At 50.1% G+C, this 13,938-nt stretch carries 13 protein-coding genes; 10 read left to right on the plus strand and 3 right to left on the minus strand.

Translation table 11 applies throughout. From position 1 onward, the window contains the following. Positions 1-249 precede the first annotated feature (249 nt). Positions 250-600 carry a hypothetical protein gene (locus NSS79_RS07105; protein ID WP_342438805.1) on the plus strand — a complete coding sequence of 117 codons (351 nt, stop codon included), beginning with the start codon at positions 250-252 and terminating at the stop codon, positions 598-600. A gap of 20 nt (positions 601-620) precedes the next feature. Here the strand turns inward: NSS79_RS07105 and NSS79_RS07110 are convergent, their stop codons facing one another. Next, positions 621-1,067 carry a GNAT family N-acetyltransferase gene (locus NSS79_RS07110; RefSeq protein ID WP_038587271.1) on the minus strand — a complete coding sequence of 149 codons (447 nt, stop codon included), beginning with the start codon at positions 1,065-1,067 and terminating at the stop codon, positions 621-623. Positions 1,068-1,711: 644 nt separating this feature from the next. On the opposite strand from NSS79_RS07110, the gene ilvB reads away from it, so the two are divergent. The 4 genes from ilvB (at position 1,712) to NSS79_RS07130 (ending at position 6,780) form a co-directional block, all read left to right on the plus strand. Further along, positions 1,712-3,460 carry a biosynthetic-type acetolactate synthase large subunit gene (gene ilvB / locus NSS79_RS07115; protein ID WP_342438806.1) on the plus strand — a complete coding sequence of 583 codons (1,749 nt, stop codon included), beginning with the start codon at positions 1,712-1,714 and terminating at the stop codon, positions 3,458-3,460. Further along, a complete protein-coding gene (gene ilvN, locus NSS79_RS07120; RefSeq protein ID WP_342438807.1) occupies positions 3,457-3,945 on the plus strand; it encodes an acetolactate synthase small subunit in 489 nt (162 codons plus the stop codon). The genes ilvB and ilvN overlap by 4 nt, the downstream gene beginning before the upstream one ends. Positions 3,946-4,137: 192 nt before the next feature. Beyond that, entirely contained in the window at positions 4,138-5,130 is a 993-nt protein-coding gene (ilvC, locus tag NSS79_RS07125) for a ketol-acid reductoisomerase (RefSeq protein ID WP_342438808.1), read from the plus strand. Between the two features lie 108 nt (positions 5,131-5,238). Continuing rightward, positions 5,239-6,780, plus strand: a complete 1,542-nt coding sequence (locus NSS79_RS07130) for a 2-isopropylmalate synthase (protein ID WP_342438809.1) — start codon at positions 5,239-5,241, stop codon at positions 6,778-6,780. A 114-nt stretch (positions 6,781-6,894) separates the two neighbouring features. Here NSS79_RS07130 and NSS79_RS07135 read toward each other — a convergent pair whose 3' ends face one another. Further along, positions 6,895-8,028: a response regulator gene (locus NSS79_RS07135; RefSeq protein ID WP_342438810.1), complete on the minus strand. Its 1,134-nt coding sequence runs from the start codon at positions 8,026-8,028 to the stop codon at positions 6,895-6,897. A 227-nt stretch (positions 8,029-8,255) separates the two neighbouring features. Here NSS79_RS07135 and NSS79_RS07140 point away from each other — a divergent pair, with 227 nt between their 5' ends. Genes NSS79_RS07140 through NSS79_RS07155 form a run of 4 tightly spaced genes read left to right on the plus strand, consistent with a single transcriptional unit; the run spans position 8,256 to position 10,908 of the window. Then, complete coding sequence (locus tag NSS79_RS07140) at positions 8,256-8,822, plus strand: RNA polymerase sigma factor (RefSeq protein WP_052091868.1); 567 nt, start codon at positions 8,256-8,258, stop codon at positions 8,820-8,822. Next, the gene (locus tag NSS79_RS07145; protein ID WP_038587280.1) at positions 8,819-9,274 is read left to right on the plus strand and encodes a zf-HC2 domain-containing protein; all 456 of its coding nucleotides are present in this window, start codon (positions 8,819-8,821) and stop codon (positions 9,272-9,274) included. Before NSS79_RS07140 ends, NSS79_RS07145 begins: the two co-directional genes overlap by 4 nt. Before the next feature lie 28 nt (positions 9,275-9,302). Next, the gene (locus NSS79_RS07150) at positions 9,303-9,800 is read left to right on the plus strand and encodes a hypothetical protein (protein ID WP_038587282.1); all 498 of its coding nucleotides are present in this window, start codon (positions 9,303-9,305) and stop codon (positions 9,798-9,800) included. A gap of 19 nt (positions 9,801-9,819) precedes the next feature. Beyond that, on the plus strand, positions 9,820-10,908 hold the full coding sequence (locus NSS79_RS07155; protein ID WP_342438811.1) for a DUF4097 family beta strand repeat-containing protein: 1,089 nt from the start codon (positions 9,820-9,822) through the stop codon (positions 10,906-10,908). Between the two features lie 131 nt (positions 10,909-11,039). Here NSS79_RS07155 and NSS79_RS07160 read toward each other — a convergent pair whose 3' ends face one another. Continuing rightward, positions 11,040-12,020, minus strand: coding sequence for an aldo/keto reductase (locus NSS79_RS07160; RefSeq protein WP_038587286.1), 981 nt, complete (start codon positions 12,018-12,020; stop codon positions 11,040-11,042). A gap of 654 nt (positions 12,021-12,674) precedes the next feature. Between NSS79_RS07160 and leuB the strand changes: the two genes are divergently transcribed. Further along, positions 12,675-13,757: a 3-isopropylmalate dehydrogenase gene (leuB, locus tag NSS79_RS07165; protein ID WP_342438812.1), complete on the plus strand. Its 1,083-nt coding sequence runs from the start codon at positions 12,675-12,677 to the stop codon at positions 13,755-13,757. Positions 13,758-13,938 lie beyond the last annotated feature (181 nt).

The raw sequence follows: 13,938 nt of genomic DNA on the forward strand, positions 1-13,938 counted from the left end.
TATCCTTCTATTTCTCACTGAAACGGATACCGTCCTTTTGAGGTCGGTAAAGCCGTTTCCACTTGGCTTTGAGTCATATCTGCAGGGGATGCAGTGTGGCTAAACCGCAAGTTATTGCTACTCTTTCGCTGGACAGGGCATGTGTACAGGCGAACAGCAGACGCGCCGAATAAACTGTGTTGAAACTTATGCGAATGCATATGAGACAGGTGTGTAAACAGATGCTTATAAAATTTTAGGAGGGATATTATGGCACAGCCGGTTACAAAGAAACAGGTAATGAAGCTGGTGGGCAGAAATATCGTTGCAGTGAAAAAAGATGGTTCTAAAGTGACGGGCAAGCTGCTCCGCATTTCTGGAAACCGTCTGATCCTACAGCGTGTCAGCGGTAAGAAAGTACAAACCAAAGCATTGATTCCGCTGGTGCTGTTTGATTTGCTTGCCATAGGTACGGCCCCTTATGCCGGCGGATATGGCCCTGGTTATGGAGGTTACCCGTATGGAGGCAATCCATATGGTGGATACGGTTATAACAAGTATGGAGGATATGCTCCTGGACCTTATGGCGGAGCTCCGGTACCTCCGATTGGCTTTTTCTAAGAAGTTTATAAGCAGCAGAGTCAATTGAACTGCTTTTCAAACTCATAACAGTAGTTTTGCGCCTGATAACGGGCTACTCTGTAGCCCATTTTTTGATAAAAGGAAATACCGGCAGTATTTCCAGTATCAACAGCAACCTTGGCCCGCTGACAACCGCGAGATAATGCAAATCGCTCTGCGCGGTCCATGAGCATATTCCCCCAATGTTTGCGCCTAGCTGCAGGAGCTACGGCCAGCATATCAATATACAGCAGATCACCGTGCAGCATAAAGTGGACAAACCCCAGCGGATCGCTCTCATAGTCTGGGCAGGCTACCAGTGTAACTCCTTGCCCCAAGCGGCGGGGCAGATCTTTTCTGACCTGATTAATTACGGTTTGGGGGAGATGGGATAAAGGGACGAGCTGCTTTTCAATCAGATCCAGAATTACGGTGTCGTCCTGCTTGGGTCTACGGTAACGAATCATAGAGCGCCTCCTTTCCACGCATTGTCGTACATCATATGCCCAGGGTGGTGTGGGCGTTACGGTAGAACAGAACAACAATTTGTGTCAGTTACGGAAATAAGGGTATTGACTTAACCGTGTGAGGAATCATATAATGTGTCTAAACATTTTATCGAACATACATGCATCGGCAATGATGAGGACGAAGTTTTAAGGGCTCTTTTGCTCAGAGAGTGAGAGGAATTGCTGCAACCTCCACCAGAATCCCTTATATACGAGCTCACCTCGGAGCTGTTTTCCTGAAAGGTCCATCGGCAACAGTGGTGGAATTATTAGGGGGAATCGTTTAGTCCGCGTTAGGGACTTCAGGTTACAAAGATTTGGGCCCTGCCTACATCGATGGATTTTTGTTACCTGATAAGGCGTTACATCGCGAGATGTAATGCAAACATGGGTGGTACCACGGAAGATCAACCTTTCGTCCCTCACGCGCTTCTATTTTGCGCGTGGGTGGCGGAAGGTTTTTTTGTTGCCCATAAGATGATGGTTAGCTGCACTGGGTTGGTGAACACTAACTTTCAAGGAGCAAGCCAATTCTTACAGCTGTATAAAAGACGGTCTGTCATTTGCATAATGAATGTTAAATATCGAAGGGAGGAATACTGATGAGCGCGAATATACCGGAAGTGCGGTCTACAGAGCAGTTACGTGAGAAATGGAAGAATCCCGAGGTGATTACGGGATCCGAAGTCCTGCTGCGCAGTCTAGTACTGGAAGGTGTTGATACTGTATTCGGATACCCGGGCGGGGCTGTGCTGTACATCTACGATGCGCTTCATGGCTTCGATGATTTCAAACATATTCTGACCCGGCATGAGCAGGGCGCTATTCACGCGGCTGACGGATATGCCAGAGCGAGCGGCAAAGCGGGAGTATGCATTGCTACCTCCGGACCCGGAGCTACCAACCTTGTAACCGGCATTGCCACCGCCTTTATGGATTCTGTTCCGCTGGTGGTCATCACCGGGAACGTCTTCTCCAGCCTGATTGGAACCGACGCATTCCAGGAAGCGGATATTACAGGCATCACAATGCCGATTACGAAGCATAGCTACCTGGTACGTGATGTTGAGGATCTGCCGCGAATCATTCATGAGGCGTTCCATATTGCCAATACAGGACGTAAAGGTCCGGTGCTGATTGATATTCCCAAAGATGTCTCGGCAGCCAAAATGTTATTCAATCCGGTGCAGCTGCAAGGCGTTAACCTTCGTGGTTATAACCCGCGGACCGTTCCGAACAAACTTCAACTTGATAAGCTGATCCGGGCCATTGATGCTGCAGAACGTCCGATTATTATTGCAGGCGGCGGTGTCATCTACTCCGGAGCGCATGAAGAGATGTATGAATTCGTAAAACGGACGGAAATTCCGATTACGACAACTCTGCTGGGACTGGGCTGTTTCCCGAGTGCGGATGAGCTATGGATGGGAATGCCGGGCATGCATGGCACATATACCGCCAACAATGCTATTCAACAGTGTGATCTGCTGATTAATATCGGTGCCCGGTTTGACGACCGTGTTACCGGCAAGCTGGACGGCTTCGCGCCAAAAGCCAAGATTGTTCATATTGATATCGATCCGGCAGAAATCGGCAAAAATGTATCGCCTGACATTCCGATCGTTGGCGACGTGAAGACAGTGCTGCAGATGCTGATTCCCGATGCACGCCGGGCAGCAGGTGCTGATGCCTGGAGAACACAAATTGCCCAGTGGAAGCTGGATCAGCCGCTTCGCTACAAGGATTCGGAGACTGAGCTTAAACCGCAATGGGTTATTGAAATGATAAACGACACCACCAAAGGTGAAGCTATCGTTACTACAGATGTAGGACAACATCAGATGTGGGCTGCACAATATTATAAATTTAATCATCCCCGCTCATGGATCACCTCCGGGGGACTTGGAACAATGGGCTTCGGATTTCCGTCAGCCATCGGAGCGCAAATGGCGCATCCGGACCGGCTGGTTGTCTCGATCAATGGGGACGGCGGCATGCAGATGTGTTCCCAGGAGCTTGCCATCTGTGCCATCAATAACATTCCGGTCAAGATTGTAGTTATTAACAATCAGGTGCTTGGTATGGTCCGGCAGTGGCAGAATCTGATCTATGAGAAGCGTTACAGCTATACCGACCTCGCCGGCAGCCCGGATTTCGTAAAGCTGGCTGAAGCCTATGGCGTTAAGGGACTGCGGGCCACGAACAAGGAAGAGGCTGGCGCAGCATGGAAGGAAGCTTTGGAAACGCCGGGACCTGTTCTGGTAGAATTCGTTGTTCCCAAAGACGAAAATGTCTACCCGATGGTAACTCAAGGGTCAACCATTGATCAAATGCTGATGGGGGATGAATGACAGTGATGAGACATACGATTGCTGTGCTTGTGAATGACCAACCAGGTGTGCTGCAGCGGGTTTCAGGGTTGTTCGGCCGCCGGGGGTTCAATATTGAGAGCATTACGGTGGGTCAATCCGAGGAGGTTGGATTATCCCGGATGGTTATTGTTACACTTGGTGACCAGCATACTCTGGAGCAGATTGAGAAGCAGCTCTATAAGCTGATTGATGTTATTAAGGTAGTGGATCTTGGCGCCAAACCGATGGTTGCCCGTGAACTGGCGCTGATTAAGGTCAAAGCTGATCCGGCTGAACGTCCAGAAATTATGGGCGTAGTCGAAACCTTCCGTGCCTCTGTAGTCGATATCGGTACAACAAGCGTGTTGGTGCAGGCTGTGGGAGACACTCAGAAGATTGATGCAATGATTGAACTTCTCAAGCCATACGGCATCAAGGAGCTTTCCCGTACAGGAGTTACAGCGATGATTCGCGGCAATGCCTAATTGTCATAATTTACGGCTTTAACGGATTACTGCTGGTTTGCATTAATTTGATAAGATCATTTTGAATTTCCCCGCTAAAGAGCGGGGACTTGAGGAGCAGCCTGAATCTCAATCCGGATCACCACCGCGGGTTGGCGCTCTTGAAGTACCCGCTCTTTACGATGGGTCCCAAATTAAAGGAGGATATTGACAATGGCAGTGACAACGTACTATGAACAGGATGCAGAACTTAGTGTGTTAAAAGGGAAGACAATTGCAGTAATCGGGTACGGTAGCCAAGGGCATGCCCAGGCGCAAAACCTGCGCGACAGCGGGCTTCAGGTTGTCATCGGCCTGCGCGAAGGTAAATCCTTCGAAACCGCTAAAAATGACGGATTTGAAGTATTGCCGGTAGCTGAAGCAGTATCCCGTGCAGATGTAGTGCAAATTCTCATGCCGGACGAAACACAGGCATCCGTATATAAGAATGAAATTGAACCGAACCTCAAAAGCGGCGCAGCGTTGATGTTCTCCCACGGCTTCAATGTGCATTTCGGCCAAATCGTTGCTCCTAAGGATGCAGATGTGCTGCTGGTAGCACCGAAATCCCCGGGTCACATGGTTCGCCGTACTTATGTTGAAGGCTTCGGCGTTCCTGGCCTGATCGCCATCGAGCAGGATGCAACCGGAAATGCTAAAGCAATCGGCCTTGCTTATGCCAAAGGCATTAGCTGTACCCGCGCAGGGGTTATCGAAACCTCATTCCGTGAAGAAACCGAAACCGATCTGTTCGGCGAGCAGGCTGTACTTTGCGGCGGTGTATCCGCTCTGATCAAAGCCGGCTTCGAAACTCTTACAGAAGCAGGATATGCTCCTGAAATGGCATACTTTGAATGTCTGCATGAACTTAAACTGATCGTTGACCTCGTGTATGAAGGCGGACTTGCCACTATGCGCGATTCCATCAGCAACACTGCTGAATACGGCGACTATGTAACCGGCCCACGCATTGTTACGGATGAAACCAAAAAAGCAATGAAGGCTGTGCTTACCGATATCCAACAAGGTAAATTTGCCCGTGACTTTATCCTTGAGAACCAGTCCGGCCGTGCTTTCCTTACAGCTACCCGCCGCAACGAAGCTGCTCATCCGGTAGAAGTAGTAGGCAGCCAGCTGCGTGAAATGATGCACTGGATTAAGAAATAGGCTCATATACTTAAGATTATTGAAACTATAGTGCAATCCTCAGATGCGGCCGTAACTTTTGCGGGCCGCATTTGAGGGTTTAAGCACAATTTTCAGGAGGTGCTCAGCATGCGGAAAATTTATGTGTTCGACACGACGCTGCGTGACGGAGAGCAGTCGCCGGGTGTGAACCTCAACACACGAGAGAAAGTCGAAATCGCTTACCAGCTGGAAAAGCTGGGCATTGACCGGATGGAGGCGGGATTCCCTGCGGCTTCACCGGGTGATCTGGCAGCGGTAAACGCAGTGGCAAAAGCCGTGAAGAATGTTACACTGATCGGTCTTTCCCGCTCCAGAGAGAGTGACATTGATGCGGTGAAAGAAGCGCTGAAGGGAGCGCAGGACCCCTGCATTCATATTTTCCTTGCCACGTCACCCATCCACCGCCAGCACAAGCTGCGCATGGATAAAGCACAGGTGCTGGAGACCGCGCAGTCCGCTATCCGCTATGCCAAGAAATATTTTTCCAAGCTGGAGTTTTCACTGGAAGATGCGGGGCGTACAGAGCGTGACTTCATGGCCGAGATGGTGGCTATGGCCATCCGTGAGGGTGCCGATGTAGTGAATATTCCTGATACGGTAGGTTATTTGAATCCTTCGGAATACGGAGCTATTTTTAAATTCCTGAAGGACAATGTACCGGACATCGAGCGGGTTCAGCTTAGCGCCCACTGTCATAATGACCTGGGTATGGCTACTGCCAATACGCTGGCTGCGATCCAGAATGGTGCGGATCAAATCGAAGGCACAATCAACGGTATTGGTGAGCGTGCCGGAAATACGGCGATTGAAGAGGTCGCGCTGGCGCTGGAGACGCGTAGTGAGTTTTTTGATGCAAAAACTTCGCTGGTGCTGTCGGAAATTTCACGCACAAGCCGTCTGGTCAGCAAGCTGACCGGGATGGTGGTACCGGGCAATAAGGCGATTGTTGGTGCCAACGCCTTTGCCCATGAATCGGGTATTCATCAGGATGGCATGCTGAAGGAGAAGACTACCTACGAAATCATGACACCTGAGACCATCGGCCTCAAAGAGAGCAAGCTAGTGCTTGGCAAACACTCTGGACGTCATGCCTTCCGCGATAAGCTTAGCGATCTGGGATACGATGTTTCTGAAGAAGAGTTGAACGTTGCTTTCGCAAGGTTCAAGGATCTTGCGGATAAGAAGAAGGAAGTGTCCGATGAGGACATTATGGCGTTGCTGGAAGAAAGGCTGATTGATACGCCGGAAATTTTCAGCCTGCAGACGATTTACGTTACCTATGGCAATGAAGCTACGCCAACCGCCAAGGTGGTTATTAAAAGCCAGGAGGCGCAGCCGATTGTGGCGGTGGCCGAAGGCAACGGCTCGGTGGATGCGATTTATAATGCCATTGATCAGGCTACCGGTGAGGAAGTGACACTCGGAGATTATTCGATTAAAGCGGTCAGCCGGGGCAAAGACGCGCAGGGCGAGGTGCATGTCGTACTGTCGCAGGGTGAAGTGGCCGCACAGGGCCGCGGACTGAGCACGGATATTCTGGAAGCCAGTGCCAGAGCCTATTTAGATGCGCTCAACAAGCTGCTGGAGAAACGAAAAACCTACACGCAGCGTGATCACGCCCAGCTGTAAAGAAGACCAGTGTCTCTAAACAAGTTCTTATCGAGCTGTCAGTACAGTGGAATAATGTCTGCTGTACCGGCAGCTTTTTTGATTGCAAAAAAGGAGGGGTGCATTCTAGAGGATTCAGTGAATGTGCTGCTTCCAATTATGATACCAGCGCTCAATATTTACGGGCAGCTCAATGCTGAGCTCCCTGTTCAGCAAATCCGTGAGGATGTTGTATTGCTCGACTACCGCCGAACGTTCTCCTATGCGGTCATAGACCTTCATGAGGCCTAAATGGCCTTGCTCAAAATAAGGCTGCAGCTGTACAATCCGCTGATACACGGTCACCGCCTCCGGGATTTTTCCGCAGCCGATATAGAACTCGGCCATCTCCATCGCATGATGCAGCCAAATGCTTCGCAGGCGCTGGCGTTCACTTTCTGCCCACAAATAATCATAGTCGGCCAAATAATCGCCCGAGTAAAAGCCAAACCAATACTGGTACTGCCCATAGTTTCCAGCATTTATCGGCTCAAGGGAGAGGATTCCTTTTTCCCATTCTGCACTGTCTACCAGCTTGCTTCCTGTTTCCAGCTTATAACCTTCCCCGCCGCTTAGATTGCTGATCCGCAGATCTGTCTTCCCTTGCTTTAGGCATTGACGCACCTGGTAAATAGTTGTATACAGATGGTTGGAAGCCTTCTTTAAATTGAAATCAGGCCACAACAGATCAATCAGCGTGTCTTTACTGATGAAGCGGTTTCGGTGATGAAATAAATAGGCGAATAATTCCTGCCCCTTTGCGGTACGCCAGCGGATGTCGTGCAGCTGCAGTCCGTTCCGTTCGAACCGGAGACATTGAAAACAACGGATCATTATTTTACTCCCCTTGTTCTCTTGCGGCTCCTGGTGCATTTTTTCCTCCACACGCGCGAGGGTCTTTATTAGCCGTTCCCTTCGCACAGGCTTCAGAACATAGTCAAGGGCATGAAGCTCAAAGGCATCCACTGCATAGCTGTTATAAGCGGTCACAAAGACAATGCTCGTCCGGGGGCAGTGAATTTGAATGATTTCTGCTGCCTGCAGTCCGTTTAATTCGGGCATATCAATGTCGAGAAAGATAACGTCTGGGTTCAGGTAAGCAGCTTCGCTGACGGCTTTCCTTGAATCTGTGAAGGTAGCTACAATCGCAACAGTCTCCAGCTCCTCCAGCATTCTCTTCAAGTTCATGAGAGCAAGCCGCTCATCATCCACAAGCACTGCGCGAATCATTGAATCACCACCAATTTACTATGAGTTTTTAATTCGGGTTGTTAAGGCATTCACTAGAATAAGTTTGATTTTGCCATAATAATGAGGTGATTTCGACAAGAAAAGGCATTAATCCTTCAAAAAGGAATTTATCCTGTTGTAAGATATACATAATGAGCTTGAAAGTTCACGACAAAAAAATATTTAAACACGTTGCAGGGAACTCCGGTTGCCCGGCGTCTAACTTTATGAAGCTGAAGGAGGGGAGAATACTGGAAGAGACGGAGTGGATTTCTGCTGTGCTAAGCGGCGAGCACCAAGCCTTTGGGCATCTGGTCAATCGTTATCAAGGCATGGTGTACAGAGTATGTATCAAAATTACGGGAGAAGCCGAGTCGGCCAAGGATATGGCCCAGGAAGTCTTCATAAAAGCCTACAAGGCACTTCCCTCCTTCAGGGGGCAGTCTTCATTCTCCACCTGGCTGTACCGGATTGCTTACCGGACCTGTCTCGACTGGAAACGGGCAAATGACAGGGAGTGGCGGCACCGCAGTATGGCGGATTACACGGAGAATGACTGGGTAACGACGCAAACACCTGAATCTGCGGTGCTGCGCAAGGAAGCCTCGCAGGAGCTGGACGAGAATTTGAACAACCTCACAGAACCGTACCGGTCGGTCGTGCAGTTGTATTATTTTCAGCGTCACTCCTATCAGGAAATTGCTGATCAAAAAGGGATTTCAGTCAAAACAGTGGAATCGCAGCTCTACAGGGCCAGACAGATGATGCGTAAAAGCGGGGAGGAATGGCGATGAATTGTGCAACAGTAAAAGAATGGATGCCACATTATATCGAAGGCTTGCTATCTCCAGAAGTGGAGCTGAATGTTCGTCTGCACATTGAATCTTGTCCCGACTGCGCGCAATGGCTGGAAGAAGCCAGAGGGCTGGCGGCACTGTGGAGCGAGATGGAGACGGGCGGTGAGCCGGTGGATCTTCCCGAGTATCCCGATTTTACTGCTGATGTGATGTCACGTATTGAACAGCTTGAAACCGGGCGCAGAGAGCGTACCGTTAAATCGACTATGTCCAGACGCCGGACTGCACCGGGAACCTCATGGATGCATTATGGACTTGCTGCTTGCTTAACCTTCCTGCTGCTGCAACTTGGAGTATTTGAGAATCTGGCTTATGGCATCAATGAAATTAACGGGCATATGTCAACTTCAGTCACTTCCTGGTTTAATGCTCAGGGAAGCGCTAAATAGAAAAATTAACACTAAAGGAGCATATTAGATGATTAAAAAAAGACGCTGGCTGACGTTTCTGCTCGCGATGGTTCCAGGGATTGGCCACTTATATCTGGGATTCAAAAAGTTGGGCCTTCAGTATATGATTGGAGCATCGCTCTGCATCATACTTATTCCTTCCATGCCGACGGTATTTCCATTCGCCCTCGCGGCCTTATGGTTCTACCAGCTGTTTGATGCGCTGCAGAAAGCGGCCTGGATGAAAGTATCCGCCGCTGAGCATGAGCGGATGATGTTTCATCCAGACAGTTTCGGAGCGCCGTGGACGATGGGGATGCCTGCGGCTCCAGATTATCCGCATGACGATCTGAATCCGGTCTGGGTGGGGATCGGCTGTGTAGTAGTGGGTTTCTTGCTGCTATTGATTACTGCTTTCCCGTGGCTCTGGCACATTCTCACAGATATGAACATCGGGGCAATTCTGCTGTCGCTTGGTTTAATCGGGTACGGGCTTAGTATGCTTAGAAAAAATCCTAAAGTATAGAGAAATGGGGAAATGAACCATGGGGAGATGGAAAATCGGCAGTTTTACGGCCGCAATTGGCTGCATCGTGCTGGGTGTCATTATTGTACTTGCCCAATTTGATGTGGTAACGTATGACGCACTGGGTTTTATCTGGCCCGCGTTGCTCATTCTGTTCGGCCTGGAAATGCTGCTCAGGCTTTTCATCAGATCAGAGGTTAAGAACCGTGTCAGCGGTTGGGCAGTTGTCCTGATCATTGTGCTGGTCGCAGCCAGTGGAGCACAGACTGTGCTGACCGGCGGCTCAATAAGCCGCATTCTCGGCAAGACACAGTTGGCTCCGCTCAGCGGAACCGTGGAGGTAAAGCCGGAAATCAAGAAAATTAAGATTGAATTGCCGAACGGGAAGGTTAAGGTTCAAGGTGTGGAAGGCAGCACGCTTGATTATGAAGGCAGCCTGGAGCTTCCTGGTAAATCTGCAAGTGAAGCAGCAAGTGCGCTGGAAAAGAAGTGGAAGGTGACGACGGAAGGAGACACCCTAACTCTGGAGCTGGACGAAGAAACGACTTGGCTCAATATTCAAATCGGATTTAATTTCAAGGATCCGTACCTGAACGTCAATCTTCCTATGAATCTGGCTGTGGAGGTTGACACCGGCGATGGTTCAGTTGAGGCTTCAGACCTGAAGGCTGGCATTGAAATCGACACCAGCAACGGCACCCTGGATATTCATGATGTTGCCGGAGGTGTAGATGCCCACACGAGTAACGGCACAATGGTGGTGAAGGAGGTCCAGGGGGAAGTGAAGCTTGTCAGTTCCAACGGAGCGATCACCCTGGGGAATATAGACGGCTCCTTAACGGCCAAGAGCAGCAACGGCAGGATTACCATTGACTCGGCGGCTACAGGCGACTGGGAGCTCAAATCCAGCAACGGCAAAATTACCGCCAGCCTGCCTGCAGCAAGCGATGCAAAGATTACTGCTGACACCAGCAACGGTGCGCTGAAGGGGAATATCAATTGGCAGCGCGACGGCGATAACCATGGAACCGCCGTACTTGGCAGCGGAACTCATAAGGTATCTTTATCAACCAGCAACGGTGCAGTGACCGTGGATACGACTGAATAACAAAAATAAGGAGCTGTTTCCCCGTAGAGCACAAGGGGAGCAGCTCCTTATTGCTTTATAAGATCAATAGAAGGACAGGGTTCTGCCGGTCTGCTTCTGCCGATTGGCTGAAGTTAACGGCCCGTTGCGTTCTACCAGGCGTAGGCTTTCGGGGCTTCCCCACCGGGTCCCGGGAAGATTTCATCCAGACGCTTCAGCACGGATTCCTCCAGCACAATCTCCAGGCAGCGCAGGGCGCTTTCGAATTGCTCTAGCGTCCGCGGCCCGATAATCGGCGCCGTTACGGCAGGGTTGGCCAGCAGCCAGGCCAGAGCGATATTATCCTGTGGCTCCCCGAGCTCACGGCTTAAATCGGCAAAAGCCGTAAGCTGGCTCTTGTATTGCTCTACACGTTCAGAGTTGCCGCCGCTGCGGCTGCCCTCAATCTTCTTGAGCGCATTGCGGCCAAGAAGTCCGCCGTCGAGCGGGCTCCACGGAATAATGCCGAGGCCGAGATTCTTCGAGGCAGGCAGCACCTCAAGCTCAGGGAGACGGCAGGTCAGACTGTATTTATGCTGCTCCGATACGAGACCTAGGAAACCGCGGGCTTTCGCTTCCATCTGCGCCACGGCAATATCCCATCCGGCAAAGTTACTGGAGCCGACATAGCCGATTTTGCCTTGGCTTACAGCGAGCTCAAATGCACCCCACAGCTCGCCCCAGGAAACCTTACGGTCGATATGGTGCATCTGGTACAACTCGATGTGATCGGTCTGCAGGCGCTGTAGTGAGCCTTCCAGATGGCGGCGGATAATATAGGAGGACAGGCCTGCTTCATCGTTGGGTCCGTCCAGTTTGTCGCTCATTGCCCCGTAGACCTTGGTGGCCAGCACAACCTTTTCACGCCGGCCGCCGCCCTGCTTGAACCAGCGGCCGATGATCGTCTCCGTCAGTCCGGAGTTTTCACCCCATCCATAAATGTTAGCGGTATCAAAAAAGTTGACCCCGGCATCAAGCGCAGCATCCATAATGCGGAAGGCTTCCTTCTCATCCGTAATCGGACCAAAGTTCATCGTTCCCAGACATAGGCGGCTGACCTTCAGACCGGACTTGCCAAGCTTCGTGTATTGCACTCCGCAACCACTCCCTCAATCCATTTTGACGAACAACTGCATACTAATTGTAAACAACTTAAGAAACAAGAGCAAACGCAGCAGTACTTGCAGAAATCAGCAATAAATATATATACAAAATTAACCAGTCACCTTCAAGTACAAAAATACTTCGAGTACAACGCAAACCGCAATTTTCAGAATTACCAACGCAGGTCCTCTGGATACGGGAACCGACCAGGTAACGGGTAAATTTCAAGGCAGCTATTCTCTTGTTTATGCCAACGGACAAACAATAAACCTGGGAACGATTGGGGGTTCCAGCCTGTCCGGCGGACTCAACAATTATCTGGCTCCGAATGCCTCTCTGGTAGTCACCGTAAAGAACGCCAATGCCAATTCGCAGAATGCTTTTAAGATCAGATTCGATAATCATTAATTCATCAATGACAAGCTTGTGGTAAAAGGGCTCTCCAGTCAGACTGCAAGAAGATGACTGGGGAGCCTTTTGTGCGAACTTGTGGATACAGCACTTACTTCAAGTCTGGTTGACTTATAGGAGATACCTATCACTTCCATAGAATCTATATCTTTGTCCTTTTCCCGGCGGTATGATACAACAATATAAAGAAGAACTATGTCTGCGTGCAGCAGGCAATCTAAGGAGTGACTGGAATGAGCGAGGTTAAAAAAATTGCCGTAATTGCCGGGGACGGTATCGGACCTGAAGTTGTAGCAGAAGCTGAAAAAGTACTCAAGAAAGCGGAAGAGGTATTCGGGTACACCTTTGAAACTGAGCATGCGCTGTTCGGCGGCATTGCGATTGATGAACGGGGAACCCCGCTGCCGGAAGATACACTGGAAATTTGCCGCAGTGCAGATGCAGTGCTGCTCGGAGCCGTCGGCGGACCGAAATGGGACAACAATCCGAAGGAGCTGCGTCCGGAAACAGGATTGCTCGGTATCCGCAAAGCACTGGGGCTGTTCTCCAACCTGCGTCCGGCTGTTGTATTCGATTGCCTGAAGGATGCGTCAACGCTGAAACCGGAAGTGCTGGAAGGCACTGACCTCATGGTTGTGCGGGAACTGACGGGCGGTATTTATTTCGGAGAGAAGCTGCGCCGCCAAGGTGAGCATGGGGAAGAAGCTGTTGATACCTGCGTTTATAACGTAACGGAAGTGGAACGTATTGTCCGCCAGGCCTTTGAAATTGCCGGTAAACGCCGAAATAAGCTGGCGAGTGTCGATAAAGCGAATGTTCTGGAAACATCCCGCTTATGGCGTGAGGTTGTGAACAGAATTGCTCCGGAATATCCGCAGGTGGAATTGGAGCATGTGCTCGTGGACAATTGTGCAATGCAGCTGCTGCGCCGTCCTTCCAGCTTCGATGTAATTGTTACCGAGAACATGTTCGGAGATATCCTGAGTGATGAAGCGGCTATGCTGACCGGTTCCATCGGTATGCTGGCTTCAGCTTCACTGGGTGAGGGCAGCTATGGCCTGTATGAGCCGGTCCACGGCTCTGCACCTGACATTGCCGGCCAAGGTCTGGCCAATCCTATCGCGACCATCCTGTCGCTTGCGCTGATGTTCCGCATGACCTTTGGCTATGAGGAGGCAGCAGCTGCAATTGAGACCGCTGTGGCTGAAGTGCTGGATGCAGGCCACCGTACGAGCGATATTGCAGTAGACAAGAGCAAAGCGATCAGCACAACTGAAATGGGCGATCTGATTGTTGCGGCGATCCGTAAAGCGTAAAGTACCACAGCTTACCTCCTTTGACTCAGAAAAACAAAAAACTTCACAGAAAGTTGCTTATTTATAATAATTATAAAAAAGTAATGAATGTAATATTGACTTTGATTTTGTACGATGATACCATTTGGTCTATAGCAATAAGAAATTGACCAACCATCATAATTCAAGAAAAGCATATTGC

The sequence above is a fragment of the Paenibacillus sp. FSL L8-0436 genome (assembly GCF_038593025.1).
In the GTDB taxonomy this organism is placed as follows: domain Bacteria; phylum Bacillota; class Bacilli; order Paenibacillales; family Paenibacillaceae; genus Paenibacillus_AQ.

What these genes read in the sequence shown, in the direction of transcription:
- NSS79_RS07105 (WP_342438805.1), top strand. Translation starts at nt 250, where the DNA reads ATGGCACAGCCGGTTACAAAGAAACAGGTAATGAAGCTGGTGGGCAGA.
- NSS79_RS07110 (WP_038587271.1), bottom strand. Translation starts at nt 1,067, where the DNA reads ATGATTCGTTACCGTAGACCCAAGCAGGACGACACCGTAATTCTGGAT.
- ilvB (WP_342438806.1), top strand. Translation starts at nt 1,712, where the DNA reads ATGAGCGCGAATATACCGGAAGTGCGGTCTACAGAGCAGTTACGTGAG.
- ilvN (WP_342438807.1), top strand. Translation starts at nt 3,457, where the DNA reads ATGACAGTGATGAGACATACGATTGCTGTGCTTGTGAATGACCAACCA.
- ilvC (WP_342438808.1), top strand. Translation starts at nt 4,138, where the DNA reads ATGGCAGTGACAACGTACTATGAACAGGATGCAGAACTTAGTGTGTTA.
- NSS79_RS07130 (WP_342438809.1), top strand. Translation starts at nt 5,239, where the DNA reads ATGCGGAAAATTTATGTGTTCGACACGACGCTGCGTGACGGAGAGCAG.
- NSS79_RS07135 (WP_342438810.1), bottom strand. Translation starts at nt 8,028, where the DNA reads ATGATTCGCGCAGTGCTTGTGGATGATGAGCGGCTTGCTCTCATGAAC.
- NSS79_RS07140 (WP_052091868.1), top strand. Translation starts at nt 8,256, where the DNA reads ATGAAGCTGAAGGAGGGGAGAATACTGGAAGAGACGGAGTGGATTTCT.
- NSS79_RS07145 (WP_038587280.1), top strand. Translation starts at nt 8,819, where the DNA reads ATGAATTGTGCAACAGTAAAAGAATGGATGCCACATTATATCGAAGGC.
- NSS79_RS07150 (WP_038587282.1), top strand. Translation starts at nt 9,303, where the DNA reads ATGATTAAAAAAAGACGCTGGCTGACGTTTCTGCTCGCGATGGTTCCA.
- NSS79_RS07155 (WP_342438811.1), top strand. Translation starts at nt 9,820, where the DNA reads ATGGGGAGATGGAAAATCGGCAGTTTTACGGCCGCAATTGGCTGCATC.
- leuB (WP_342438812.1), top strand. Translation starts at nt 12,675, where the DNA reads ATGAGCGAGGTTAAAAAAATTGCCGTAATTGCCGGGGACGGTATCGGA.